Annotated in this window: 25 protein-coding genes and 1 riboswitch; of the genes, 17 read left to right on the forward strand and 8 right to left on the reverse strand. The window is 63.5% G+C overall.

Annotated elements, in window-relative coordinates; all coding sequences use genetic code 11:
* Window positions 1-15 precede the first annotated feature (15 nt).
* The 6 genes from ISP15_RS03435 to ISP15_RS03460 all read right to left on the reverse strand — a co-directional run bounded on the left by ISP15_RS03435 (window position 16) and on the right by ISP15_RS03460 (window position 7,582).
* Window positions 16-1,935, reverse strand: a complete 1,920-nt coding sequence (locus ISP15_RS03435; protein WP_404545108.1) for a GldG family protein — start codon at window positions 1,933-1,935, stop codon at window positions 16-18.
* Between the two features lie 3 nt (window positions 1,936-1,938).
* A complete protein-coding gene (locus ISP15_RS03440) occupies window positions 1,939-2,673 on the reverse strand; it encodes an ABC transporter permease subunit (RefSeq protein ID WP_404545111.1) in 735 nt (244 codons plus the stop codon).
* The gene (locus tag ISP15_RS03445; protein ID WP_404545113.1) at window positions 2,670-3,608 is read right to left on the reverse strand and encodes an ABC transporter ATP-binding protein; all 939 of its coding nucleotides are present in this window, start codon (window positions 3,606-3,608) and stop codon (window positions 2,670-2,672) included. Before ISP15_RS03445 ends, ISP15_RS03440 begins: the two co-directional genes overlap by 4 nt.
* A 137-nt stretch (window positions 3,609-3,745) precedes the next feature.
* Window positions 3,746-5,149, reverse strand: a complete 1,404-nt coding sequence (locus ISP15_RS03450; RefSeq protein WP_404545115.1) for an SRPBCC family protein — start codon at window positions 5,147-5,149, stop codon at window positions 3,746-3,748.
* A gap of 434 nt (window positions 5,150-5,583) precedes the next feature.
* Window positions 5,584-6,225 (reverse strand): response regulator, encoded by a 642-nt coding sequence (locus ISP15_RS03455; RefSeq protein WP_404545116.1) that lies wholly within the window; start codon window positions 6,223-6,225, stop codon window positions 5,584-5,586.
* A 133-nt stretch (window positions 6,226-6,358) separates the two neighbouring features.
* Window positions 6,359-7,582: a sensor histidine kinase gene (locus ISP15_RS03460; protein ID WP_404545119.1), complete on the reverse strand. Its 1,224-nt coding sequence runs from the start codon at window positions 7,580-7,582 to the stop codon at window positions 6,359-6,361.
* A 226-nt stretch (window positions 7,583-7,808) separates the two neighbouring features.
* Between ISP15_RS03460 and ISP15_RS03465 the strand changes: the two genes are divergently transcribed.
* The 10 genes from ISP15_RS03465 to ISP15_RS03510 all read left to right on the forward strand — a co-directional run bounded on the left by ISP15_RS03465 (window position 7,809) and on the right by ISP15_RS03510 (window position 15,299).
* The gene (locus ISP15_RS03465; protein ID WP_404545121.1) at window positions 7,809-8,432 is read left to right on the forward strand and encodes a GNAT family N-acetyltransferase; all 624 of its coding nucleotides are present in this window, start codon (window positions 7,809-7,811) and stop codon (window positions 8,430-8,432) included.
* A gap of 168 nt (window positions 8,433-8,600) precedes the next feature.
* Window positions 8,601-9,389 (forward strand): septum site-determining protein MinC, encoded by a 789-nt coding sequence (gene minC / locus ISP15_RS03470; RefSeq protein WP_404545122.1) that lies wholly within the window; start codon window positions 8,601-8,603, stop codon window positions 9,387-9,389.
* A gap of 38 nt (window positions 9,390-9,427) precedes the next feature.
* Complete coding sequence (minD, locus tag ISP15_RS03475) at window positions 9,428-10,243, forward strand: septum site-determining protein MinD (RefSeq protein WP_404545125.1); 816 nt, start codon at window positions 9,428-9,430, stop codon at window positions 10,241-10,243.
* 5 nt (window positions 10,244-10,248) lie between these two features.
* Entirely contained in the window at window positions 10,249-10,524 is a 276-nt protein-coding gene (gene minE, locus ISP15_RS03480; RefSeq protein WP_404545128.1) for a cell division topological specificity factor MinE, read from the forward strand.
* 177 nt (window positions 10,525-10,701) lie between these two features.
* Window positions 10,702-11,169, forward strand: coding sequence for a hypothetical protein (locus tag ISP15_RS03485; RefSeq protein WP_404545132.1), 468 nt, complete (start codon window positions 10,702-10,704; stop codon window positions 11,167-11,169).
* 31 nt (window positions 11,170-11,200) lie between these two features.
* Window positions 11,201-12,310, forward strand: a complete 1,110-nt coding sequence (locus ISP15_RS03490) for a glycosyltransferase family 9 protein (RefSeq protein ID WP_404545135.1) — start codon at window positions 11,201-11,203, stop codon at window positions 12,308-12,310.
* Window positions 12,311-12,401: 91 nt separating this feature from the next.
* A riboswitch (Fluoride riboswitch) is annotated at window positions 12,402-12,477 on the forward strand.
* Between the two features lie 74 nt (window positions 12,478-12,551).
* The gene (gene crcB, locus ISP15_RS03495) at window positions 12,552-12,932 is read left to right on the forward strand and encodes a fluoride efflux transporter CrcB (RefSeq protein ID WP_404545137.1); all 381 of its coding nucleotides are present in this window, start codon (window positions 12,552-12,554) and stop codon (window positions 12,930-12,932) included.
* A 17-nt stretch (window positions 12,933-12,949) separates the two neighbouring features.
* Window positions 12,950-13,312, forward strand: coding sequence for a DUF190 domain-containing protein (locus ISP15_RS03500; protein ID WP_404545139.1), 363 nt, complete (start codon window positions 12,950-12,952; stop codon window positions 13,310-13,312).
* Window positions 13,309-14,427, forward strand: a complete 1,119-nt coding sequence (gene cfa, locus ISP15_RS03505; RefSeq protein WP_404545141.1) for a cyclopropane fatty acyl phospholipid synthase — start codon at window positions 13,309-13,311, stop codon at window positions 14,425-14,427. The genes ISP15_RS03500 and cfa overlap by 4 nt, the downstream gene beginning before the upstream one ends.
* 5 nt (window positions 14,428-14,432) lie before the next feature.
* On the forward strand, window positions 14,433-15,299 hold the full coding sequence (locus ISP15_RS03510) for a TraB/GumN family protein (RefSeq protein ID WP_404545143.1): 867 nt from the start codon (window positions 14,433-14,435) through the stop codon (window positions 15,297-15,299).
* A gap of 81 nt (window positions 15,300-15,380) precedes the next feature.
* Here ISP15_RS03510 and ISP15_RS03515 read toward each other — a convergent pair whose 3' ends face one another.
* Window positions 15,381-15,842: a hypothetical protein gene (locus ISP15_RS03515; RefSeq protein WP_404545145.1), complete on the reverse strand. Its 462-nt coding sequence runs from the start codon at window positions 15,840-15,842 to the stop codon at window positions 15,381-15,383.
* Between the two features lie 253 nt (window positions 15,843-16,095).
* On the opposite strand from ISP15_RS03515, the gene parC reads away from it, so the two are divergent.
* The 7 genes from parC to ISP15_RS03550 all read left to right on the forward strand — a co-directional run bounded on the left by parC (window position 16,096) and on the right by ISP15_RS03550 (window position 22,434).
* On the forward strand, window positions 16,096-18,336 hold the full coding sequence (parC, locus tag ISP15_RS03520; RefSeq protein ID WP_404545148.1) for a DNA topoisomerase IV subunit A: 2,241 nt from the start codon (window positions 16,096-16,098) through the stop codon (window positions 18,334-18,336).
* Window positions 18,337-18,518: 182 nt separating this feature from the next.
* Complete coding sequence (locus ISP15_RS03525) at window positions 18,519-18,998, forward strand: hypothetical protein (RefSeq protein WP_404545150.1); 480 nt, start codon at window positions 18,519-18,521, stop codon at window positions 18,996-18,998.
* Window positions 18,999-19,103: 105 nt separating this feature from the next.
* On the forward strand, window positions 19,104-19,943 hold the full coding sequence (locus ISP15_RS03530) for an alpha/beta hydrolase (protein WP_404545152.1): 840 nt from the start codon (window positions 19,104-19,106) through the stop codon (window positions 19,941-19,943).
* A 17-nt stretch (window positions 19,944-19,960) separates the two neighbouring features.
* Window positions 19,961-20,320 (forward strand): EamA family transporter, encoded by a 360-nt coding sequence (locus ISP15_RS03535; RefSeq protein WP_404545154.1) that lies wholly within the window; start codon window positions 19,961-19,963, stop codon window positions 20,318-20,320.
* Complete coding sequence (locus ISP15_RS03540) at window positions 20,317-20,766, forward strand: EamA family transporter (RefSeq protein WP_404545156.1); 450 nt, start codon at window positions 20,317-20,319, stop codon at window positions 20,764-20,766. Before ISP15_RS03535 ends, ISP15_RS03540 begins: the two co-directional genes overlap by 4 nt.
* Before the next feature lie 194 nt (window positions 20,767-20,960).
* Window positions 20,961-21,215 (forward strand): acyl carrier protein, encoded by a 255-nt coding sequence (locus ISP15_RS03545; RefSeq protein WP_404545158.1) that lies wholly within the window; start codon window positions 20,961-20,963, stop codon window positions 21,213-21,215.
* A 4-nt stretch (window positions 21,216-21,219) separates the two neighbouring features.
* The gene (locus ISP15_RS03550; protein ID WP_404545161.1) at window positions 21,220-22,434 is read left to right on the forward strand and encodes a beta-ketoacyl-[acyl-carrier-protein] synthase family protein; all 1,215 of its coding nucleotides are present in this window, start codon (window positions 21,220-21,222) and stop codon (window positions 22,432-22,434) included.
* Between the two features lie 79 nt (window positions 22,435-22,513).
* Here the strand turns inward: ISP15_RS03550 and ISP15_RS03555 are convergent, their stop codons facing one another.
* The gene (locus tag ISP15_RS03555) at window positions 22,514-23,002 is read right to left on the reverse strand and encodes an NUDIX hydrolase (protein ID WP_404545163.1); all 489 of its coding nucleotides are present in this window, start codon (window positions 23,000-23,002) and stop codon (window positions 22,514-22,516) included.
* Window positions 23,003-23,020: the final 18 nt, after the last annotated feature.

A 23,020-nucleotide genomic window follows, 5' to 3' on the forward strand; every position in this document is an offset into this window, starting at 1 on the left:
GCAGATTGCCGCTTGCTACGTCCGTTCACGGCGATTGCGCCGCGTGCGCCGCCAGCCGTACAACAGGCCGCCGAGGATGATCAGTAGCGGCAGCGCCACGATGTTGAGCACTTTCAGCCGCGTGCCCAGCGCGTCGATCTCCGCGTTGAGCTGGTGCTGCACGTCGCGCAATTCCTTGCTGATGGCCAGTTCACGCCGCAGGAACTGCTCGATCTCCTGCTTCTGTTCCGTGCTGGTCGAAGTGTCGCGCGCATTCTTGGATGGCTGCAGTTCGTCGAGCCGTTGCTTGGTGTCGGCCAGCTCGCTCTGCAGCTCTTGCTGCTTCTGCAGAAATTTCCGGTCGGCGGCCCGCTTCAGGCCCTGCACGCGGGTAAACGGGCGCTGCGAACTGGAACGCCCGCGAATCGACAACAAGGCGGACGAGCCGCTGAGGTTGTCGACCAGATTGTTGATGAAATCGCCATTGTTGGCGAGCGCAGTGAGCATGGGTTGGCCGAGGAAGCTCTGCGTTTCCACCCACAAGCGGTCGGTCAACAGATCCGTGTCGGCCACCAGGATCACCTCCGCGTTCGGAGCCGATGTCGCCAGGTGTCCCTTTCGCTTGGCGAATTCGGGAAAGGCGCTGGTGAAGGTGCCGCGCAAACGCGCGGCGATCACATAGTTCTGGTTCTGCGACTGGTAACCGTCGAGCAAGCTGGTCGGGTTGCTGCTGGCATCGATCACGCGCTGGGTCGGCACGATCTCGGCATCGCCGCTGCTCTGCAGCAACGGTATCAGCCGCGTACTGGCACTGGGCAGCAAATCGAAATGGCCGGCGGTGGAAACATTGATGCGTTGCAGGCTTGCCGTAATCACATCGTCACGATTGAGCTCGGAAGCGCCCAGCCCAAGCATGGCCGGATGTGCCAAATTGGCGCCGGCCAATTCGATCTGCAACGCACGCGCCCGATCGAGCACAATCTGGTCGGGACTGAAGCCCACGCCCCAATCGGCAAACAGGCGCGGCAGGTTGGAGCTATGGTTGTTGGTCGCGCTCGTTGCATCGTCCAGCAGCGGCGCGGGATCGGATTCCGCGAACGGATCGACGAACACCGCCAGGTGACCGCCCCTCAGCACATATTGGTCGAGCGCATATTGCACGTTGGCCGGGAGGTTCTGGGGATGGATCAACAGCAGCACTTCGATGCTCTTGTCGATCTGCCCGAGCTTGTCGGTGTTGATCATCTGAACATCGAACAGCTGTTGCAGTTGGCGCATCACTGTCCAGGCTTGCGTGCCCTGGATCGGATCGCCCATCACTGGCAGATCGGTGATCACGCCAATGCGCGGCTTTTCCGCTTCGCTCAGCTGGTAGAGCAGCTTGGCGATGTCGTATTCCAGAAAGGTCTCCCGGCCTGGATCGAAGAACGGAATCGGCAGCGTTCGGTCGGCGAGCTTCCCGCTGCTTTTGTCCGAGGCGTCAGCCAGCAGATCCGCTGCGGCATCGCTGTTGGGCGGGCGCGTGGTGCCGACCAGGCCAAAAAAAATGCGCTCGCCGTTGCTGCCGCCGTTCACTGGTGTCAGTCCGTTGCCTTCGGCGCTCGCCTCGTCGTCGGAATAAGGCACCGGATCGACGATCTGCAAGCGGATGCGTCCATGCGAACGGGCGACCATTTCCTGCAGCATTTCGGCCACGCGCTGTTCGTAGCTGCGCAGCTGCGGCAAATCCTTGGTCGCATGCTGGGAGAAGTACAGCGTCAGCCATAGCGGACGGTGTGCGTTGTCGATGATCTGCCGTGTCCCGGTTGACAAGGTATAGAGCCGGTCCGCGGTGAGGTCGAATCGTTCCGGCGCCAGCCAGCGGCTGGTGACCAGGGCAAGCCCGCAATACGCCAGCACCAGCGCGACCAAGGCACTGATCAGGACGGTGCGCCGACGTAGCTGGAAGCGCGCCATGGCTCAGTGGCTCCGCTTCAGGTCGAGCACCAGCACGCCGGCGGTCAGCCACGCGGCAATGGTAAGGACGAAATACAACAGATCGCGCACATCCAGCACGCCGCGGGCGATTCCTTCGTAGTGGCGCAGCATCGACAGGTGCGCCACCGCGTTGACCAGCTTGCGCGGTAACGCGCCCTGGAAAAAATCCAGCACCTCCGATTGGCCGGCGAGGATCAGCAGCACGCACACCACGGCGGTAAGGATGAAGGCCACCACCTGGCTGCTGGTCAGCGTGGACAGGCACGCGCCGATCGCCAGGAACGCACCGGCCATCAGCCAGCTGCCGATATAGCCGGCGATGATGATGCCGTTATCCGGCGAACCGAGATAGTTCACGGTGATCCAGATCGGAAAGGTCAGCAGCAGCGCGAGGCCGACGAAGAGCCACGCCGCCAGGAATTTGCCCAGCATCGCCTGCCATAGCGTCATCGGCAGCGTCAGCAGCAGCTCCAGCGTTCCCGACTTGGCCTCTTCGGCCCACATGCGCATGGATACCGCGGGTACCAGGATCAGGTAAAGCCACGGATGCATGGCAAAGAACGGTTGCAGGTCGGCGATGCCGCGGTCGTAGAAGTCGCCCGCGTAAAAAGTGAGGATGCCCGACAGCACCAGGAAGATCACCAGGAACACGTATGCCACCGGCGTGACGAAATAGCTGCGCAACTCGCGCCGCGTGACCGCCAGCGTGGGACTCATGCGTTGCCCCTTGTTTCGGCGCCCAGGGTGATCTGGCGGAATACTTCGTCCAGGCGCCCGCGCTCGAGCTGGATTTCGGAAACCTCCAGGCCCTGCTGGCGCAACAACGATTCGACCGGCTCCAGGATGCGCTCGCCAGGCTTGGGGAAGACGGTGACACGGCCGTCCAGCGGATCCACCTCGATGCCTGCCGCCTGCGGCAGCCGGCCGAGCATCTCCTGCGACAATCCACTGCCCGGCGCGCTGAAAGACACCGCCCCGTGGTAGCGCGATCGGGCTTCCAGCTCCGCCGGGGTGGCGTCCGCACGCAGCTTTCCGCCGGCAATGATCACCACCCGGTTGCACAGCGCGTGCACTTCTTCGAGCAGGTGCGTGGAAATCAGGATGGTGCGTTCGCGCGCCATCGCATCGATCAGCTGGCGCACCGTGTGTTTCTGATTGGGATCGAGGCCATCGGTAGGCTCATCGAGCATCAAGACCGGCGGATCATGCAGGATCGCCTGCGCCAGGCCGACGCGCCGGCGCAGGCCCTTGGACAAGGTTTCCACGCTCACATGCAAGGCATCTTCCAGTTGCAGGCGGCCAACCACTTCGTCGAAGCGGCGACGGCCCACGTCCGAACGCAATCCGCGCACGCGCAGGATGAAGAGCAGGAATTCGCGTACCGTCATTTCGCCGTAGCTCGGCGCGCCTTCTGGCAGATAGCCCAGGGCACGCTTGGCTTCGAGCGGCTGCTTGCGCACGTCGTAGCCGCAGACGTGCGCGGTGCCGGCGGTGGGCGCGAGGAACCCGGCGATCATGCGCATCGCCGTGGTCTTGCCTGCGCCATTGGGACCGAGCAGGCCCAGCACCTGGCCCGGTTCGGCGTAGATGCTGAGCGCATCCACCGCGGTCAAATGGCCGTAGCACTTGGTGAGCTTGTTGGTCTCGATCATGTCCGGTCGGGAAAAGGACTGCGCTGCAATGTACCGCAAGCAAGCGACAAAGTTCGTGGCTCCCGCGCGTTGCGGCGAACGGCGAAACAAAAAGCCCTCCGCGCGGGAGGGCTTTTTGCAGCAATGGTCGCCTGAGTCTACTGGCCGTTGGCCGGGGCCGCGGTGCTGGCCGAAGCCGGAGCGCTGCTGGCCGGAGCCGGGGCAGTGCCGCTGGAGGCCGGCTGGCCGTTCGCGTTGATGACCGGCGGCTGCTTAATGCCCGCCTGCTGCTCCGGCGTCTGCTGCGGCAATGTTCCGCCATCGGGCGAATCCATGATCGGCAGATACACGTCGTACTGCGCATAGGTCTGGATGTTGCCGCCGTTGTCCTTCACTTCCGGCTGGGCCAGGATGTCGTACAGGCGGTTGGTCACTTCGTCGTATTTGTAGCCATGCGTCTGCGCATAGGCCTTGAGCATGTCGCGGGTTTGCGGCACGCCGGCAGCGGTACCGTTCCACGGTGCTTCCAGGGCCGGGCCACCGAACACCAGCGCGCCGCGCACGTTGTTGTCGATAATCAGGCGGCCATAGCGATCCTTGCCGCCAGGCTGTGCGTTGTCGTCCGCATTGGCGGGCGCCGCGGCGGTGCTGCTGGCGGCCGGTGCGGCCTGGTCGTTCAACGATGGCGGAGTGGCGGCAGCCAACTGATAGCTCTGGCCGGCCACGTTGAGGCTGGCCGAATCGATCGGCTCGGCCACGTCGAAGGTATAGGTCTCATCACCGTAGTTGGTGGTGAAGATGATGCGCGGACCGGTGGTATGCACGCCCAGCTTCTTGGCCGCGTCCTCGATCTGCTTGGTGGCGGCATCGGTTGCCTCGTTCAGGCCGTCCAGGCCGTCCTTGCGCTTCATCGAGGTCGACACGATCAGCGCCGGCGTCGGCTTGGTCTGCACGATGTACGGATTGAGCGCGCTGTAGTCGATGTTCGGCACCGCCGCCAACACGTTCTGCAGGTTGTTCAGGCTGTACTGGATGAAGGCATCCGGCTGGCCGTGGATGTACATGTTGGAATAGCGGTCGAGCAGGTTGAAACCGTAGCTCACGTCATATGCCCAGGTGACCTTGGTCAGCTTGCCGGTGTTGCCCTGGCGCAGCAGGTCGAGGGTGAAATGCTTGTCGCTACCGCGCCAGGCGTTGTCCACGTTCCAGATGATCTGGGCGCTGTTGACAGTGCTGTCGATCTTGTTGAATTCCGGCTGGGCGCTGGCGATGGTCAGCTTGCCGTCGCCCACTTTTTCGTCCTGGCTGCTCCAGCTGATCTCGGAGCCCGGGCCATAGGCATTGCCGGACAGGGTGTACTGGGTCTTCGGATCGTAAGCGCGCAGTACGCCGTAATCGGGGAAGGTACGGAAATTGGCCACTACGTCGTAGACCTGGCGCAGGTCCTTGCTGACCACCAGTGACCGCTCAACGTGGCCGCTACCAGGCATGATAATGCCCACCACGACGCCGACGACGGCGACGATGATCAGGGCAACGATGAATTCCAGAACACGCGTCATTCCAGGGCTCTCCGAGACGTCTCTTTAGTGCAGCGGAAAGCGCAGGTCGTAACCGGACCGCCACGGATAGCTTTCCCTGGAGGGAAACTGCATCAGGACGGGGGTTCGGCCGGCGCCTAAGCTGCCGATGGTACTTGCTCGCGCGCAGGAACGCTACGGGCCGGCAAGGCCCTCAGCCGCGTTGCTAAGCAGCATTTTCCGACGCTTCGCCAGGGCCTGTCGACGCTCTTCGCGTGACCCGCGCCGAGAGTCGTTTGCTCGCCAGACCTAAGGAACAGCGAAGCAGTGATGACACTCTCTGGCGGGTTGGCGTTGCGCCGCCACCATGCGGTAGCGCCGCTTGCCTGGCAGCCAGCCGACGCGCACTACCCCCTGATCGCCACGCAATGCTGACGCGGGCTACGCCAATAGTGCGAACAGGCCCACCCGGGTGCTTAGACGATGCCCAGCTCCAACGCCTTGAGCACCGCTCTCGTGCGATCGCGCACGCCGAGCTTGGACAGGATATTGGAGACATGGTTTTTTACCGTGCCCTCCGCCACCTTGAGGGAATTGGCAATCTCCTTATTGCTGTAGCCACCGGAAAGCAGCCGCAGAATTTCCGTCTCGCGCTCGGTTAGCGGATCGGGCTGCTCCAGGCTTGTGAACTGGTTATGGATCCGGCCCACGCCCGCCAGCAGGCGCTGGGTCACCATCGGTGCCACCAGCGAACCGCCGCCGGCAACCGTGCGCACCGCTTCGACCAGTTGCTCCAGCGATACATCTTTCAGCAGGTAGCCGCGAGCGCCTGCCTTCAGGCCCTGCAGTACCAGCTGATCGTCATCGAACGTGGTGAGGATGATGGTCGGCGGCAATTCGTTGCGCGCCGACAGCGCCTGCAGCACTTCCAGCCCGCTCATGTTGGGCATGCGCAGGTCCAGCAACACTACGTCCGGCTTGATGCGCGGAATGTCCTGCACGGCTTGCACGCCATCGGCGCATTCGGCAACCACGCGGATGTCCTCGGCCAGGTCAAGCAGGGAACGCACCCCTTGGCGCACCAGGTTCTGGTCGTCGACGAGACAAACGGAAATCATCGTGGATCCTCGCAGCGTTGGTGGCCCATCGCTGGCCACATGCGTACAACGAACAAAGAAGCAGCGCTGCCTTGATCCCGTCGCGCGGACCACGCGGCAGGACTGGGCATGCTGCTGGAATTTTTGCAGGCCATTACGTCAGGCTCAATGCAGGGGGCTCGAAACGCGACGGCGTATGAGCCAATACCGAAGCCTCCCCCAAGGGAAGACGGATGCTGAGGGCAAAACCCTGCCCTGCACCACTGTGCAGGGATACATCGCCGCCGAATTCGGCCAGCCTCTCGCGCATGCCCGAGAGCCCGTTGCCGGGCAGGATGGCGGTAGCACCGCGACCGTCATCGCGGGCATTGAGGCTCATCAGGTTTTCGTCTTCGTAGGTAAAGGCCAACCACAGGTTGCGCGCGCCGGCATGTTTGGCCGTATTGGTAATGATCTCCTGCACACAACGCAGCAGCACCTGTGCCCGGCGCGGATCTTCCACACTGAAGCGCGGCGGCGTGGCAATGTGCACATGCAGGCTGGGCACGCCATCGATCAGGCTCTGCAGCGCCTGGGTGAGATCGATCGCATCATCTTGCCGCAACTCGCTGACCGCTTCGCGCACGTCGGCCAGCAACAGCCGCGCCGTACTCTGCGCCTTGCGCACATGCAGCGAGGCGGCTTCGTTGCTGAGATGGCTGGCCACTTCCAGGTTGAGGCTCAGCGCGGTGAGGTGATGGCCGATGAGGTCGTGCAGCTCGCGCGCGATGCGCATGCGCTCGGCAATGCGGGTGGATTCGGCGAGCAGGGCCCGGGTAGCGCGCAGTTCGGAGTTGAGGCGGCGCTGGGCCTCGCGCTCCTCGGCCTGTTGGCTGGCCACCATCGAGGAGACGAAGCCGAGCATCGAGAAAGCGGTGTAGAGGCTCGCCTGCAACACGCCCAGCGTAAAGCTGTGCTTGAACTCGGCAAAAGTGGAGAACAGTACGGAAAGGCATAGCGTCTGGAACACGATCCAGGCCACTCCGATCCAGAACGGCACCAGCCAGGGCAGCACCACGGCCACGACCACCATCAGGATCGCCGCCAGGCCACTATGGCTGTACCAGCCCACCAGCAGCGCCGCCGCGGTCATCAGCAGCAGTCCAACCAGACGCGAGCCTACATGGGTGCGAGAACCGAGATTCTCGGTGACCAGCAGATACAGCACGCCGAACACCAGGTAGAACAGCGTAAACAGCAGCAGCGCGAAATTAGGCCGGTGCAGCAAGTCCAGGCGCTCCACCGCCCAGCTCGTGAACAATGGGGTGCCGACGCAAAGATAGACGATCAGCCCAGTGATGCGCAGCAGCCGGATATGGTTGAAGTTGGTTATCGCCATGGCCCCATCATAGGCCTGCGCCCGGACGGTGTAATGCGCGGGAAGTCATCCCTCCCGCCTCGACGGCGACCACAGCGATCCGTCCGGGATATCTCCAGGCAACCGCATTTACAAAGGTTTTACATGCCGCAACACGGGATGTGCCGCCAGTTGCCACATGCCATAATGCGTCCGATCTGGGCCGTCAGCCGGTCTTACCAGCAACCACTTTACTGCGGAGCAACGAATGGCCCTTGCCATCCGCGACGTGCACGAGCACGACCTGGATGCCGTACTGGCGCTCAACAATATCGCCGGTCGCTCCATTCTCGCCCTGGACGCCGCGCAGTTGCGCTACTTCTACGAGCACGCCGATTACTTCCGCGTGGCCGAAATCGACGGTCAGCTGGCCGGTTTCCTGATCGCCCTGCGCGACGGCGGCGACTACGCCAGCCCCAACTACCGTTGGTTCAGCGCGCACTATCCGTCGTTCGTCTACATCGACCGCATCGTCATCGCCAACGCCTACCGCCGGCACGGCTTGGGGCGCATCTTTTATTGCGACGTGAACAGCTTCGCCGAAGTGCGGGTACCGCTGCTGACCTGCGAGGTATTCCTGGAGCCTTGCGACGATGTGGTGGTGCTGTTCCACGGCACCTATGGCTTCCAGGAAGTCGGCCAGCAGCGCATGGGCGAGCATGGGCCACAGGTAAGCTTGCTCGCCAAGGATCTGCCGAGCTATGCGTTCGTGCGCGATACCTATCTTGAACACAGCGGCCTGCCCGACCTGCCCTGGCTGGCTGGCCGCGGACCTCAATTCACCCACGGCTCCCAAGCGCGTCGCCTTCCCGGGAGCGGCCCCCATGAATGAGAACCGCCCCGCATACGCCGCGTGCTCCACGCAGAAACCATCCTGCGCGCCCGATCCGTTTGCCCATATGCCTATGCCCAGGTCATCACTTAGCCACCTCTCGCCATACGCTTCCTGGTTCTTCCTCAACCTGCCCACAGTCCGCTTCCGGCATGGGGTACGTAGCGTATGAAGGCGGGTTCAGTGGTGGAATCCAATGAAGCTTGCGACTTGCGCTTCGGCCAGGTGGGCATCGCCTGCGTGCGCGTTCGCCGGCCCGACGCGGCGAGCTTGTGCGAAGAACTGGAACGCCGCGTGCGTTCCGCGCCGCAGTTGTTCTCGCGGGCCGCGGTGGTGCTGGACCTGAGCCACCTGCTCAACCTGCCCGATGACGGCACCGTCGATGCCTTGCTCGAAGCCGTGCGCAGTGCCGGCATGTTGCCGGTCGGTCTTGCTTACGGCACCAGCGCCACCGAAGCGCTGGCGCAGCGCATGGGCCTGCCGCTGATTGCCAAGTTCCGCGCTGCCTACGAACCTGCCGATGGCGGCAATATGCCGTCGCCGGCGCCGAGTGCCGCGCCGGCGGCCGCCGCGCCCGTGCCCGCCGCGCCGATTCGCGAACCGGTCCTGTCGCCCCAGGCGGGCTCCATCGGCGCGCAGCACCATGAAGGCGCGGTGCGGTCGGGCCAGCAGGTCTATGCGCGCGATCGCGACCTGGTGATTGCCGGTGCGATCGCCAATGGCGCCGAAGTGATCGCCGATGGCAGCATCCACGTCTATGGCAGCCTCAAGGGTCGCGCCATGGCCGGCGCGCAGGGCGACGTGAAAGCGCGCATCTTCGTCTCGGACTTCCGGGCTGAACTGGTCGCCATCGCCGGCCATTACCGCGTGTTCGAGCAGATACCGAAAGACCTGGAGGGCCAGTCTGTGCAATGCTGGCTCGATGGCGACAAATTGCTGATTGCGCCTTTGAAATAACTACGACTAATTATAAAGAACACCAGCGGAGATGAGCCTTGAGTGCTGAGATTATCGTTGTAACGTCCGGCAAGGGTGGTGTCGGCAAGACCACGACCAGCGCCTCGCTTGCCACGGGCTTGGCGATGGCCGGCAAGAAGGTGGCGGTGATCGACTTCGACGTCGGCCTGCGCAACCTCGATCTGATCATGGGCTGCGAACGCCGCGTCGTGTACGACTTCGTCAACGTCGTGCATGGCGAGGCCACGATCAAGCAGGCACTGATCAAGGACAAGCGTTACGACAACCTCTATGTGCTCGCCGCCAGCCAGACGCGCGACAAAGATGCATTGACCCAGGAAGGCGTGGAAAAAGTGCTCGAGGACCTGTCCAAGGACGGCTTCGACTACATCGTCTGCGACTCGCCGGCGGGCATCGAGAAAGGCGCGCACCTGGCCATGTATTTCGCCGACCACGCCGTGGTGGTGGTCAATCCGGAAGTATCGTCGGTGCGCGACTCCGACCGCATCCTTGGCCTGCTCGCCAGCAAGACGCGCCGCGCCGAACGCGGCGATGGCGCCATCACCCAGCACCTGCTATTGACGCGCTACAACCCTTCGCGGGTGGACCAGGGCGAAATGCTCAGCGTGAAGGACGTGGAAGAAATCCTGGGCATCAGCGTCGTCGGCGTGATCCCGGAATCGGAAAACGTACTGGCTGCATCCAACGCGGGCGTGCCGGTGATCGTCGACGAAAACTCCCACGCCGGGCAGGCCTATCGCGACACCGTGGCCCGCATCCTTGGCGAAGAACGCCCGATGCGCTTTCTCGACGCACCCAAGAAGGGCTTCTTCCAGCGCGTATTCGGAGGTTGACCGCCATGGGTATCCTCGATTTCCTCAAGCGCAAGCCAGAACCGACCGCCGTCGTCGCGAAGGAGCGCCTGCGCATCATCGTCGCGCAGGAGCGCTCCACTCGTGGCGCCCCCGATTACCTGCCACTGATGCGCAACGAATTGCTCGAGGTCATCAAGAAGTACGTCAACGTCGACCTGGATGCGATCAACATCAATGTCGAGCGCGACAGCGGGCACGAGGTGCTGGAACTGTCGGTGGCGTTGCCGGACGGGAAGCCGGCGGGCGGCGCCGCGACCTGATGTTTTTGTTCCCGCTCCTTTCAGGGAGCGGATTGGGCTAAGCGGCTACTCTGACCCCCGGTTTTTCCCAGCACGGAAGGGTTTCGACCCTTTCACATGACTGCGCCAAGGTCAGCCTTTCGCGAGGGAAACCCCTCAACCCTGCCCGCTCTCGGCAGAAAGCATCATGCATACGCCATGCTCCGTCTCGCCGACCTCGACACTGCCGCCATCGAAGCCCTGCTCGCCCATTACGGCCTGAACCTGGTCCGCGTGGCCGACGGCGAAGCCATTCCCGGCAGCTACTGGGGCGAGGACGAAGCCGGCATCATCGGTAGCACGGTCTACGCGCGCGGCGACACGCCCGTGCACTCGGTCCTGCATGAAGCCGGCCATCTGATCGTGCTGCCGCCGGAACGCCGCGCCGGCGTGCATACCGATGCCACCGACTCGATCGCCGAAGAAGATGCCGTTTGCTACTTGCAGATCGTGTTGGGCGGCATGTTGCCCGGCGTCGGCAGCGAACGGGTAATGATGGACATGGATGCCTGGGGCTATTCGTTCCGGCTCGGCTCCGCCCGCGCCTGGTTCGAGCACGATGCGGAAGATGCCAGGGCCTGGCTGATCGACCACAAGCTGCTTACGCGAGGCGGCGAACCGGTATAGTCGCCGTCGCCCTGTTGCCATCCAGATTGCCGTGCTGAAGAACACCCGTTACTACGACCCCATCAATGACCTGCGTCGCCGCGCAGCGCGCCGGCTGATGCGCCTGGTTTTCGGCAGCCACGGACAGCCGACTGCCGAACCGTTGCCAGCCAAGGGCATCTACCGCATCCTGGTCTGCCATGTCAGCCACAGCCTCGGCAATACATTGTTGCTGACGCCGCTGCTGTCGGAACTGGAAAAGGTCTATCCCGCCGCGGAAATCGACATCCTCACGCGCAGCCCGGTCGCCGGCGGCGTCTACGGCCATTTCTTCAACGTGCAGCGTCTCTTTCGCCTGCCGGCACATGGGGTCGGGCACCCGTTCCAGTTCTTCGGCACGCTGCGGCGCATGCGCAAGATCCGGTACGACCTGGCGATCGATGCCGATCCGTTGTCGCAAACCGGCCGCCTGCTGATGCTGCTGTCGAATGCCACCTACACCCTCGGCTTCAGCAGCCCGAAAAAACATGGCGAAATCACCCACGCGGTTCCACTGCCGCCGGACGAGAGCAAGGGACGCCGCCCGGTCTACTTGCTGCGCAGCGCCATGGGCCGCGATACCACGGCGGATTATCCAGTCCCGGACATTCGCCTGGATGCCGTCGAACGCGAGCACGGCCGCGCCGCGCTGATCCGTTCGCTCGCCGCCGGCGGCTCGGCATCGCCAGGCCATGGCGTGATCGGCATCTTTGCCAATGCAACCGGCAACAAGCTGCTCGGCGAAGACTGGTGGATGCGCTTCATCCGGGGATTGGAAGCGCACCATCCGGCGCACCGCATCGTGGAGATCCTGCCAGCGTCGGGCGCATCGATGCTGGGCTCACGCTATCCCGCCTATTATTCCAGCGACCTGCGCAAGCTCGCCAGCGTGCTGTCCGGTTTGGACGTCTATATCAGTGCAGACTGCGGCATCATGCATCTGGCCTGCGCGTCGGAGGTTCCCACCATGGGCATCTTCACGGTAACCAATGTGGGCGAATGGGGGCCTTATGGCCCCTCTCGCCATGCGGTTGCCGCGCAAGGCGTCGCGCCGGAAGAGGTGGCGCGTACCATCGCAGCCATGCCGGAGTTCAACCACGTACAGCAAGCGACGGACCGCTAGCGAAGCATCCGATCGCAGGTCACGAACAGGCGCGCCCGCCATCTGCGCAGGCATGCGCTGTTCAGCCGGCCATGGCATCGGCTAGCATGTTCAACATGAGGGAGATGGCATGCCTCCCGTCCCGAGCCGGGGCGAACCACCGAAAGGTTGATGATGCCTGCACTACCGGATTCCGGCGGCGCAGGCGTGCCTGTTGCCGTGGAACCGATCTATCGCTATCGGGAGACCACACAACGTGAGCATGAGCGGATTTCTTGCCGTCGGCCTGGGCGGCGCGATCGGATGCTGGATGCGCTGGCTGCTCAGCATCCTGCTCAACCCTCTTTTTCCCACCCTGCCCCTGGGCACCCTGGCCGCCAACCTCAGCGGCGGCCTGATCATGGGTTGCATGATGGGCATCTTCGAACATTTCCAAGCCCTGCCGCCGGAATGGCGGCTGTTCGCGATGACCGGCTTTCTCGGTGGCCTGACTACATTCTCGACCTTCTCCGCCGAGGCCAATACATTGCTGCTGCGCGGGCAATTGGCCTGGTTCGGGGCCCATGTCGCGGTGCATCTGGTCGGCAGCCTCGCCATGACCATCCTGGGCATCTTCCTGACGCGCGGATTACTGCGCCATTGATAAGGATCGAGCAAGCCATGAGCATCGAAACTTCGTTCGACCACGATCCGGGCAAAGGCGTCTTCCTGCGTTTCTATACGCACGTGCGTGCCAGGCACGATGGGCTGCTGGTATCGGAGTGGCTGCTGGAACTGGCCAAGCGCCATCGGCTGGGCGGAGGCTCGGTATTTCGCGCCACGGCCGGATTCGGGCGGCACGGCGTGCTGCACCAGGAAGCTTTTTTCGAACTCGCTGACGACCTTCCGCAAAAGATCGAATTCCTGCTCAGCGAACCGAACGCGCAGACCTTGCTGCGGCTCGTGCGCGAAGCCGGCGTTGACCTGGTCTACGCATGGTCGCCGGTACATTTTGGCGTCTTGGGCAAGGAAGTGAACGGATGAATCAGGATTCCTTGCGGCAACGCGCCGCCGATCTCCTGGACACGGCGGGCGTGCGCATCGACGGACCCGCTCCGACGGATCTTCAAGTCCATGATGAGCAGCTGTATGCACGTGTATTCGCGCACGGCTCGCTAGGCCTGGGCGAAGCGTATATGGATGGATGGTGGGATGCGCAGGATCTTCCCGGCATGTTCACCAAAATCCTCAGCAGCCATCTGGACGAACACCTCAAGTCGCTGGATACGCTGATCGCCCATCTCAAGGCGCGCTTCATCAATCTGCAACGCGGCCAGCATGCGTTCGAGATCGGCAAGGTGCACTACGATCTTGGCAACGATCTGTTCAAGGCGATGCTCGGCAAGCGGCTGGTTTATTCCTGTGGCTACTGGGCAAAGGCCGACAACCTCGACGATGCGCAAGAAGCCAAGCTCGACCTGATCTGCCGCAAGCTGCGCCTGCAGCCTGGCATGCGCGTGCTCGACATCGGCTGCGGCTGGGGCGAGGCGCTGAAGTTTGCGGCCGAACGGTATGGCGTCACTGGCGTTGGCATTACCGTCTCCAATGAGCAGGCAGCCTTCGCGCGCGAACTGTGCCAGGGCCTGCCGGTCGAGATTCGCCTGCAGGATTATCGCGAGCTCGACGAACCCTTCGATGCGATCATGTCGATCGGCATGTTCGAGCATGTCGGCGGCAAGAATTACCGGGAGTATTTCGAGGTCGCGCGCCGATGCCTGAAAGAAGACGGCTTGTTCCTGCTGCACTGTATCGGCACCAACCAGGCACCCGGGCGGCCTGATCCGTGGATCGAGAAATACATCTTTCCCAATTCGATGATTCCCGCTGCCAGCCAGGTTACCGCAGCACTGGAAGGCCTGTTCGTCGTCGAGGACTGGCACAACTTCGGCACCGATTACGATCGCACCCTCAGCGCCTGGCACGCGAATGTCGAGGCCGCATGGCCTGGCCTCCCAACGAGTTACGACGAGCGCTTCCGTCGCATGTGGCGCTTCTATCTTTCAGTATCGACGGCCGTCTTCCGCAGCCGGCGCGACCAGCTTTGGCAGCTCACGCTCAGCCCGAACGGCGTGCCCGGCGGCTACCGCGTTCCGCGCTGAGCCCCATGCGTGCCTATCGAAAATGGGCCGTACTGCTGCTGTTCCTTTCCTGGGGCACCGCGCTGGCGCATCCAGCCTTGTGGCGAGTCAGCAGCGGCAATAGCACGGTCTATCTGTTCGGCACCGTGCACCTGTTGCCAAACGATACGGACTGGCGCTTTCCCGCCTTGAATCAGGCGCTCGCACAAAGCCAGTCGCTCTGGATCGAATTGACCGATGACGACCAGGCGAGCATGGCTCCGCTGGTGCTGCGTTACGGGCTGGATAGCGCACATCCGCTTTCGAGCCAATTGAGCGAAAGCGATAATGCTGCGCTGGCGAAAGCTGCGCAGCTGGCCGGATTGCCCGGCGGTGCCGCGACGCTGCAACCGATGAAACCATGGCTGGCCGCGCTGACGCTATCGGTAGCGCCGCTGCTCAAGGCTGGCCTCGATCCAGCCGCGGGCGTCGACAACCAGCTGCGTGCCCAGATGGCTCGCGCCGGCAAGCCGGTCCATGGCCTGGAAACGGCCCAACAGCAGATCCGCTTCCTCGCCGAGCTGCCGATGCCGTTGCAATGGGCGTTTTTGCGCGATGCCCTGCGCGACGCAGACAAGGACAAGGATGAATTGCTGGCGCTGGTCGATGCCTGGAAACAGGGCGACGTGGCCGCCATCGCCAAGCTGGAAAACGATGAATTGAAAACCCGCCAACCACAGGTCTACCAGGTATTGCTGGTGAGGCGGAATCAACACTGGGCGGTCCAGATCGAGGCCATGCTCAAGCAGCCTGGAACGACCTTCATCGCGGTCGGCGCGGCGCATCTTGCCGGTCCGGACAGTGTGCAGGCGCAACTGGCGAAACGGGGCGTAGTCGTGCAAGCGGACAATTAAATCGGCGACCGGCTTTTGCGGCAATCGTGCATCAGCCGGTGGCGCTGCGCCAACCTACCCGCTTTTTCTCGCCTCACGCACTCAGAAGTGCGCCGTGATCGGCTTGGGGGACAACGGGAAACGCGGCATATGGATGGTGTAGGAATCCAGCTTGCCCAGATCCTTATAAGTCGCCGTGAGCACCGAGTTGGCAAGGGCGACATCGATACGGTAAACGTGTCCGGCCTGCGCATTGTCGATCTTGATCCACGGACGGTTGATGATGTGCAAGTTGGACAAGGTCAGCCTGATGACCTGCTTGCCCGGCAGCACGCGCACCCATGGCGTCTTGCCGCCGTTGAGTTTCTCCCAGGTGCTCTTGTCGTTCACGCCGGTGATGCCGCACACATAGTCGGGTTGCTCCGCGCACACGACGATGGCGGTATCCGCGTGTGGATGATCCTTGTCCGAGTAGCCCAACAGGGGATGCCGACCCGCGAAGTGCGCGCAGCCTGCGACCAGGACAACAGCCATGGCAACCGCGGCATTGCGTAGAAAATGCATGACTCACCCTGGGATCCGTGGCATGCGGGCATTCTAGCCCAAGCGGCTCGGCATCTGGCACCATCTGTCCCGGTCGGGGAGCGGGAGCCGCATGCGGACCTGCGCTACCGCATGAAGCTCGATGATCCGCCGGAAAAGCGATCACGACCTGGCCCGGCCCCTTCCATTCCCTGTTGCCTTTGCTCCACTTTCCTGGTCAAAACCGAAACATTCCGCCGTCACGGCGTTGCCCCCGGCAGTCGATATCATTCCCATGAACCTGCAAGCCAATTACGAACAGATCCCGCTCAAGGAATACGCCGAGCGGGCCTATCTCGATTATTCGATGTACGTGGTGCTGGACCGCGCCCTGCCCTTCGTCGGCGATGGCCTCAAGCCGGTACAGCGGCGCATCATCTACGCGATGAGCGAACTGGGCCTGGCCGCCAGCGCCAAGCCGAAAAAATCCGCGCGCACCGTCGGCGACGTGATCGGTAAATTCCATCCCCATGGCGACAGCGCCTGCTACGAGGCGATGGTGCTGATGGCGCAGCCGTTCTCGTACCGCTATCCGCTGATCGACGGCCAGGGCAACTTCGGCTCGCCCGACGATCCGAAAAGCTTCGCGGCGATGCGCTATACCGAATCCAAGCTCAACCCGATCGCCGATGTGCTGCTCGGCGAGCTGGCCCAGGGCACGGTGGATTGGGTGGCTAACTTCGACGGCACGCTGGAGGAACCCAGCTGGCTGCCGTCGCGCATGCCGCACGTGTTGCTCAACGGGTCGATGGGCATCGCCGTGGGCATGGCCACCGATATCCCGCCGCACAACCTGCGCGAAATCGCCAGCGCCTGCATCCGCTTGCTGGACGATCCGGACGCCACCGTCGCCGATCTGTGCGAGCACGTGCGCGGCCCGGACTATCCGACGGAAGCGGAAATCATCACCTCGCGCAACGAGCTGCTGGCGATGTACCAAAGCGGCGGCGGTTCGATCCGCGCCCGCGCCGTGTACCGGCGCGAAGATGCCAACATCGTGATCACCGCGCTGCCGCACCAGGTCAGCCCGTCGAAGATCCTCGAGCAGATCGCCGCGCAGATGCGCGCGAAGAAGCTGCCGATGATCGAGGACCTGCGCGACGAATCCGATCACGAGAACCCGATCCGCCTGGTGATCGTGCCGCGCTCCAACCGCGTCGACGCCGACGAGATGATGCAGCACCTGTTTGCCACCACCGACCTGGAAAAGAGCTTCCGCGTCAATCTCAACATGATTGGCCTGGACGGTCGTCCGCAGGTGAAGGATCTCAAGCGCATCCTCGGCGAATGGCTGGGCTTCCGCATCGATACGGTGACGCGCCGCCTCAACCACCGCCTGGCCAAAGTCGAGCGCCGGCTGCACTTGCTGGAAGGCTTGCGCATTGCCTACCTCAACCTCGACGAAGTGATTCGCATCGTTCGCACCGAAGACGAGCCCAAGCCGGTGCTGATGGCGCGCTTCAAGCTCAGCGAGGAACAAACCGACTACATCCTCGAAACCAGGCTGCGCCAGCTGGCGCGGCTGGAGGAAATGAAGATCAATGCCGAGCGCGATCAACTCGAAGAAGAGCGCGCCAAGATCAACGTGCTGTTGAAATCGCCGGCCAAGCTCAAAGGCTTGATCAAGGAAGAATTGCGTGCCGATGCCGCCAGGTACGGTGACGACCGGCGCTCGCCGCTGGTGCAGCGCGAAGCCGCGCAGGCGCTGGACGAAAGCGCGCTGGTCGCCAGCGAACCGGTCACGGTAGTGCTGAGCCAGAAGGGCTGGATCCGCGCGGCCAAGGGTCACGACGTCGATGCGGAGGGCTTGTCCTATCGTGAAGGCGACAGCCTGCTTGCCGCCGTGAAGACCCGTACCACGCAACAGATCGCGGTGATCGACTCCACCGGCCGCAGCTACTCCACGCCCGCGCACACCTTGCCTTCGGCGCGCGGTAATGGCGAACCGCTGACCGGCCGCTTCACGCCACCGGCCGGTGCCCGCTTCGATGCGGTCACCGCTGGCGACAACGACACGCGCCTGGTGCTTGCCACCGATTTCGGCTATGGCTTCGTGACTCGTTTCGAAGCGCTCACCGGTCGCAACAAGGCCGGCAAGCAGATCATCGCGCTGGGCGATGGCGCCCGCGTGCTGATACCCCAAGTGAGCGCCGATCCGGCGCGCGACCGGATCGTGGTGGTGACCACCGAAGGTCACCTGCTGATGTTCTCGGTGGCCGAGTTGCCCGAGTTGGACAAAGGCAAGGGCAATAAGCTGATCGAGATTCCGAAAGCCAAGCTGAGCAGCGGTGACGAGCGCGTGGCAGGCATCGCGGTGGTTACCGAGGGCAAGGGCGAGATCTCCCTGTTCGCCGGCCAGCGCAAGCTCACATTGCGCTGGTCCGACCTGGTCGAGTACGGCGGCAACCGCGCTACCCGCGGCGGCGTATTGCCGCGCGGCCTGCGCCGCGTTGAGCGCATCGAGACGACGGGCTAGCGGAATCAACATGGGTGAGGCGCACGTGCGCCTCGCCGCCGTGCTTGCGCTTTGCTCTCCACCAACCGGCAAGGTTGAAAGGAACTTCGGCCGGCCGCAGCTCATCCAATGGCCATGTCCACGGCAACACCTGGTCGTGCGTTATGCATCTCGCCGACCCGCTTCACGTCCCCGGAGCATCTATGAACAGACGAGCCATCACCGCCCTGGCGACGAGCCTGCTGGCTACCGCGGCATGGGCGCAAACGGCCGGTCAGCCGTTGAACCTCAAGCTGCCGGCCAATGGCAACTATTCGGCGACAAGCGCCAGCGCTGCGCAGCCGGCGCACTCGTCCACCAGCGTGCCCAACCCGAGCGCGGTAACGATCAATGGTGCCCGTCCGGCCACCGGCCCTGCGCCCGGCGTCTACTACGGCGACACCAGCGGCGCGCGCGGCAATGCCGAAACCGCATCGACAGCTTGCGACGATTCCACCTACAACAAGCCGCAAGTGCATGGCGACGTTGGCATGGGCGTCGTCAGCGGCAGCCATATCGGCACCGGCACCTACAATTCGGGCGACGTCAGCGTGACGCAGAACATGGGCAGCTGCGACCATCCTACTGGCAGCATGGGCATCTCCATCGGCGTCAGCCGCTTCGGCGGCTTCAACGGACACTGACGAAACCGCACGCTTTCGCGCTACGCAAGCTGCGAAAGCGCCTGGAAAGCCTCGCCCCACAGACTGTCGGACCGCTCCGCCCTCCCGTCTGCCGCAGAGGCTTCCGTGATCCAAAACGTCGAATTCCGCTTCGAGGGCGGCCGCTGCGGCGTCCTGCTTATCCACGGGCTGACCGGTACACCCACCGAGATGCGCCTGGTAGGCAAGGGCCTGAGCCGTGCCGGCTTTAGCGTGTACGGCATGCAGTTGGCAGGCCATTGCGGCGATGTACCGGACTTGCTCGCCACCGGCTGGAAAGACTGGTACGCCAGCGTGGAGGCGGCGGCGGAAACGTTCCGGCATGAAGTCGACCACCTGTTCGTGGCCGGCCTTTCGATGGGCGCGATCCTGGCACTGAAGCTCGCCGCCGAACGACCCGAATGGATCCGCGGCGTGGGCGTCTATGGCGCCACGTTCCGCTACGACGGCTGGGCCATTCCGTGGTATGGCCGGTTTTCCTTCCTGCTGCCGTTCCTGCATCGCTTCGGCATCGGCAAGCACCGCATGGTGCACGAGAACGAACCCTATGGCTTGCGCGACGAACGGCTGCGTGCGCAGATCAGCGGCCTGATGCTCGGTGGCGATAGTGCCGCGGCCGGCCTGCCGGGTAATCCGTGGCCGTCGCTGGCCGAGATGTATGACATGGCCAGAGTGGTGCGGCGCGAGCTGCCCAAGGTGACCGCGCCGTGCCTGGTCGCACACGCCACCGAGGACGATGTGGCCAGCGTTGAAAATGCCCACCTGGTGGCACGCTCGGTATCCGGTCCGGTCGACATGCTGTTGCTGGAAGACAGCTACCATATGATCACCATCGATCGCGAACGCCGCACGCTGATCCATCGCTCCGCCGAATTCTTCTCCCGGATCGCCGCCAGTTGCGCGCCCAGTGCGCGTGCCGTGGCCTGACCCTCGCAAATCACGCCGTGTCCCCGCTCATCACCACGCTGTGGCTGGTCAACGTGACGCTCGATACCGGCGGCCAGCTGGCCTTCAAGGCTGCGGCCAGCGACCAGCGTGCCGGCGATGGGCTGGCGCGCTGGCGCTATATGGCAAGGCGGCCCTGGATCTGGCTGGGCATCATGGCCTATGTGGTGCATCTGCTGTCGTGGATTGCCTTTCTTTCGCTGGTGGATCTTTCCCAGGGCGTCCTGCTGGCTTCGATCAATATCGTGGTGATCATGCTGGCCGGGCGCCTGCTGTTCCGCGAGCGACTGACGCCGCTGCGGGTCGCCGGCATCCTGCTGGTCAGCGCGGGAGTCGCCATGGTGGGGGCGAGCGGATGAGCGGCTCGCCGCGCGGCTGGCGCTTTTATTTTTTCGGCTTCGGGCTATTGCTGGCGTTCGACACCGTCGTGCAACTGAGTTTCAAGCTGACCGGCGAACACGCATTTCCACCCGAGGCAAGCTGGTCCTGGGTCGCGCGCGTGTTCGCCCATCCGTGGATCTACATCGCACTGATCGGCTACGTCGGCAACTTCATCACCTGGATGAGCCTGCTCAAGCATGCACCGATCGGGCCGGCGTTCGCCGCCACGCACCTGGACGTGATCAGCGTGATGCTCGCCTCGGCATGGCTGTTCCACGAAGCGCTGACGCCGATGCGACTGCTCGGTGCCGGCGTGATTCTGCTGGGCATCACATGCCTGGCCTTCGCCGAGGACGGAGCGCATCCGGAACACGACGCGCCGACTGAAGCCAAAGGCGCGCTGGGCGTCGCTGCCGGCGACTGAACAATTCGCGTACTGCCAGGTTCACGTATCACAGGCCACGCTGTTTGCCGTTAACGGTGCGCACGGAATGGTTGCGCGCAATACGCCAGTCCGGCGAAGAGCGCCACGGGATGATGCCTCCGGGCTGCGCTGTTCTTCATCTGGACAATATCCAGGCGCTTCGTCAGGCTTGTGGCGACAACGGGGGAAGGCTCATGAGCAAGGTGCAGCAGGAAGTAACCCAGATCATCAGCAAGCAGGCGAAGATCGATCTCGAAACCATCAGGCCCGAATCCACGCTCAAGGATCTCGGCGTCGCTTCGCTGGATGCCATCGAGGTGATCTTCGACATCGAGGAACACTTCAATATCAACTTGCCCAACGAAGACACCGATTTCGATCACGGCACGGTCGGACACCTGGTGGAAGCGGTGGAGCGCCAGCTCGCGCAAAAGCCCGCCAACGGCTGAACGCATGCGTCGCATCGCGATCACCGGCATGGGCGGCATCTGCGCGCTGGGCCACAATGCCACCGATATCTGGCGCGCAATGGCCGAAGGCCGCAGCGGTATCGGTCCGGTTCGTCGTTTTGACACCAGCTCGCTGCGCACCGAGCCGATCGCCGCCGAAATCAAGGATTTCGAACCGCGCGCCCATATCGATGAAGCGCGCCTGCCATTCCTGGATCCGCTCAGCCAATACGCCCTGGTCGCGGCAGAAGAAGCCATCGGCCAATCCGGACTGGACTTCCGCAACGAACGCGCCGCACGCACGGCAGTAGTGATCGGAGTCGGCGTGGCCGGTGAAGAAACCCGCGAGGGGCTCTATCGAAAGCTGTATGGCGAACAGAACGGACGCTTTCATCCGCTCGGGATCGTGCGCATCATGGGCAATGCGCCGCCCAGCCAGATCAGCATGGTGCACGGCATTACCGGCCCCACGTTCACCGTGGCCAGCGCCTGCGCCTCATCCAATCACGCATTTGCGCAAGCGGCCTTGATGATCCGCGCCGGATGGGTGGATGCCGCGGTCGTGGGCGGAACGGAAGCCTGTCTCACGCTCGGGCTGATGCATGCCTGGGAAGCGATGCGCGTGCTGGCACCCGATACCTGCCGTCCGTTCAGCGCCAACCGTCGCGGACTGGTGCTCGGCGAGGGCGCAGCCATGTTCGTGCTGGAGACGCTGGAAGGCGCGCAGGCGCGCGGCGCCACCATCCTGGCCGAACTGGCCGGCGTCGGCATGAGCGCCGATGCCGGTGACATTGCCGCGCCGTCCGATATCGGCGCGGCGGCGGCGATGCGGGCCGCCTTGCAGGATGGTGGAATGCACCCGGAGCAAATCGACTACATCAACGCGCACGGTACCGGTACCGTGGCCAACGACTGCACCGAAACGCGCGCCATCCACCATGTGTTCGGCGAACACGCGCGCCAGCTCGTCGTCACTTCCACCAAGCCGATGCATGGCCATGCGCTGGGCGCGGCAGGTGCGTTGGAAATGCTCGCGGTCATCGGTGCATTGCGCGAAGGCATCGTGCCACCGACCCTCAACTACCTCGGGCCCGACCCGGCCTGCGACCTGGACTACGCGCCGCACGCCGCGCGTGTCATGCCGGTGCACGCCGCGCTCAGCAATTCCTTTGCCTTCGGCGGCCTCAATGCGGTGCTGGCGGTGCGCCAAGTTTCGTAGTGCCGTTTGTGGACAACGCCTGGATCATCGCGGTCGCCGATGATCGAGGCGACTCATTTCCTGTTGGGCGCCGTGGCCCTCATAACCGTGTGAATGCCCATGACTGCATGCGTCCGTCCCGGTAGGGCATCACGCCATGGAACGGACGCGGGTCGCCATCGAACACCAGCGGCAGGAAGTGACGATCACCCTCCCACATCGGCAGTTCCATCAGTCGGTCCACGTCGACCCACTCCAGGGTACCTTCGGGATTCTCGGTGTACGGCTCGCCGATGAAAGCGTCAATGATGAAAATGAAGCCGAGCCAGTCTTCGCCCTGCTTGCCAAAGCCTGGCCAGTTGAGCGTGCCGCGCAGCTGCATGGACGCGCATTCGAGCCCTGCTTCTTCGCGGATTTCGCGGCGCATGCATGTGGCGATGTCCTCGCTGGGCTCCATTTTTCCACCCAGGCCGTTGTATTTGCCCAGGTGCTGGTCATCCGGCCGCGCATTGCGATGGATCATCAGTACCTTGCGACGATCCGGCGAAAGCACATAGCCAAGCGTGGCAACGATGGGGGTGTAGGGCATAAGGCAACGGGGCAGGCA

Origin of the sequence: Dyella jejuensis (assembly GCF_044904675.1) — a bacterium.
Taxonomy (GTDB): domain Bacteria; phylum Pseudomonadota; class Gammaproteobacteria; order Xanthomonadales; family Rhodanobacteraceae; genus Dyella_B; species Dyella_B jejuensis.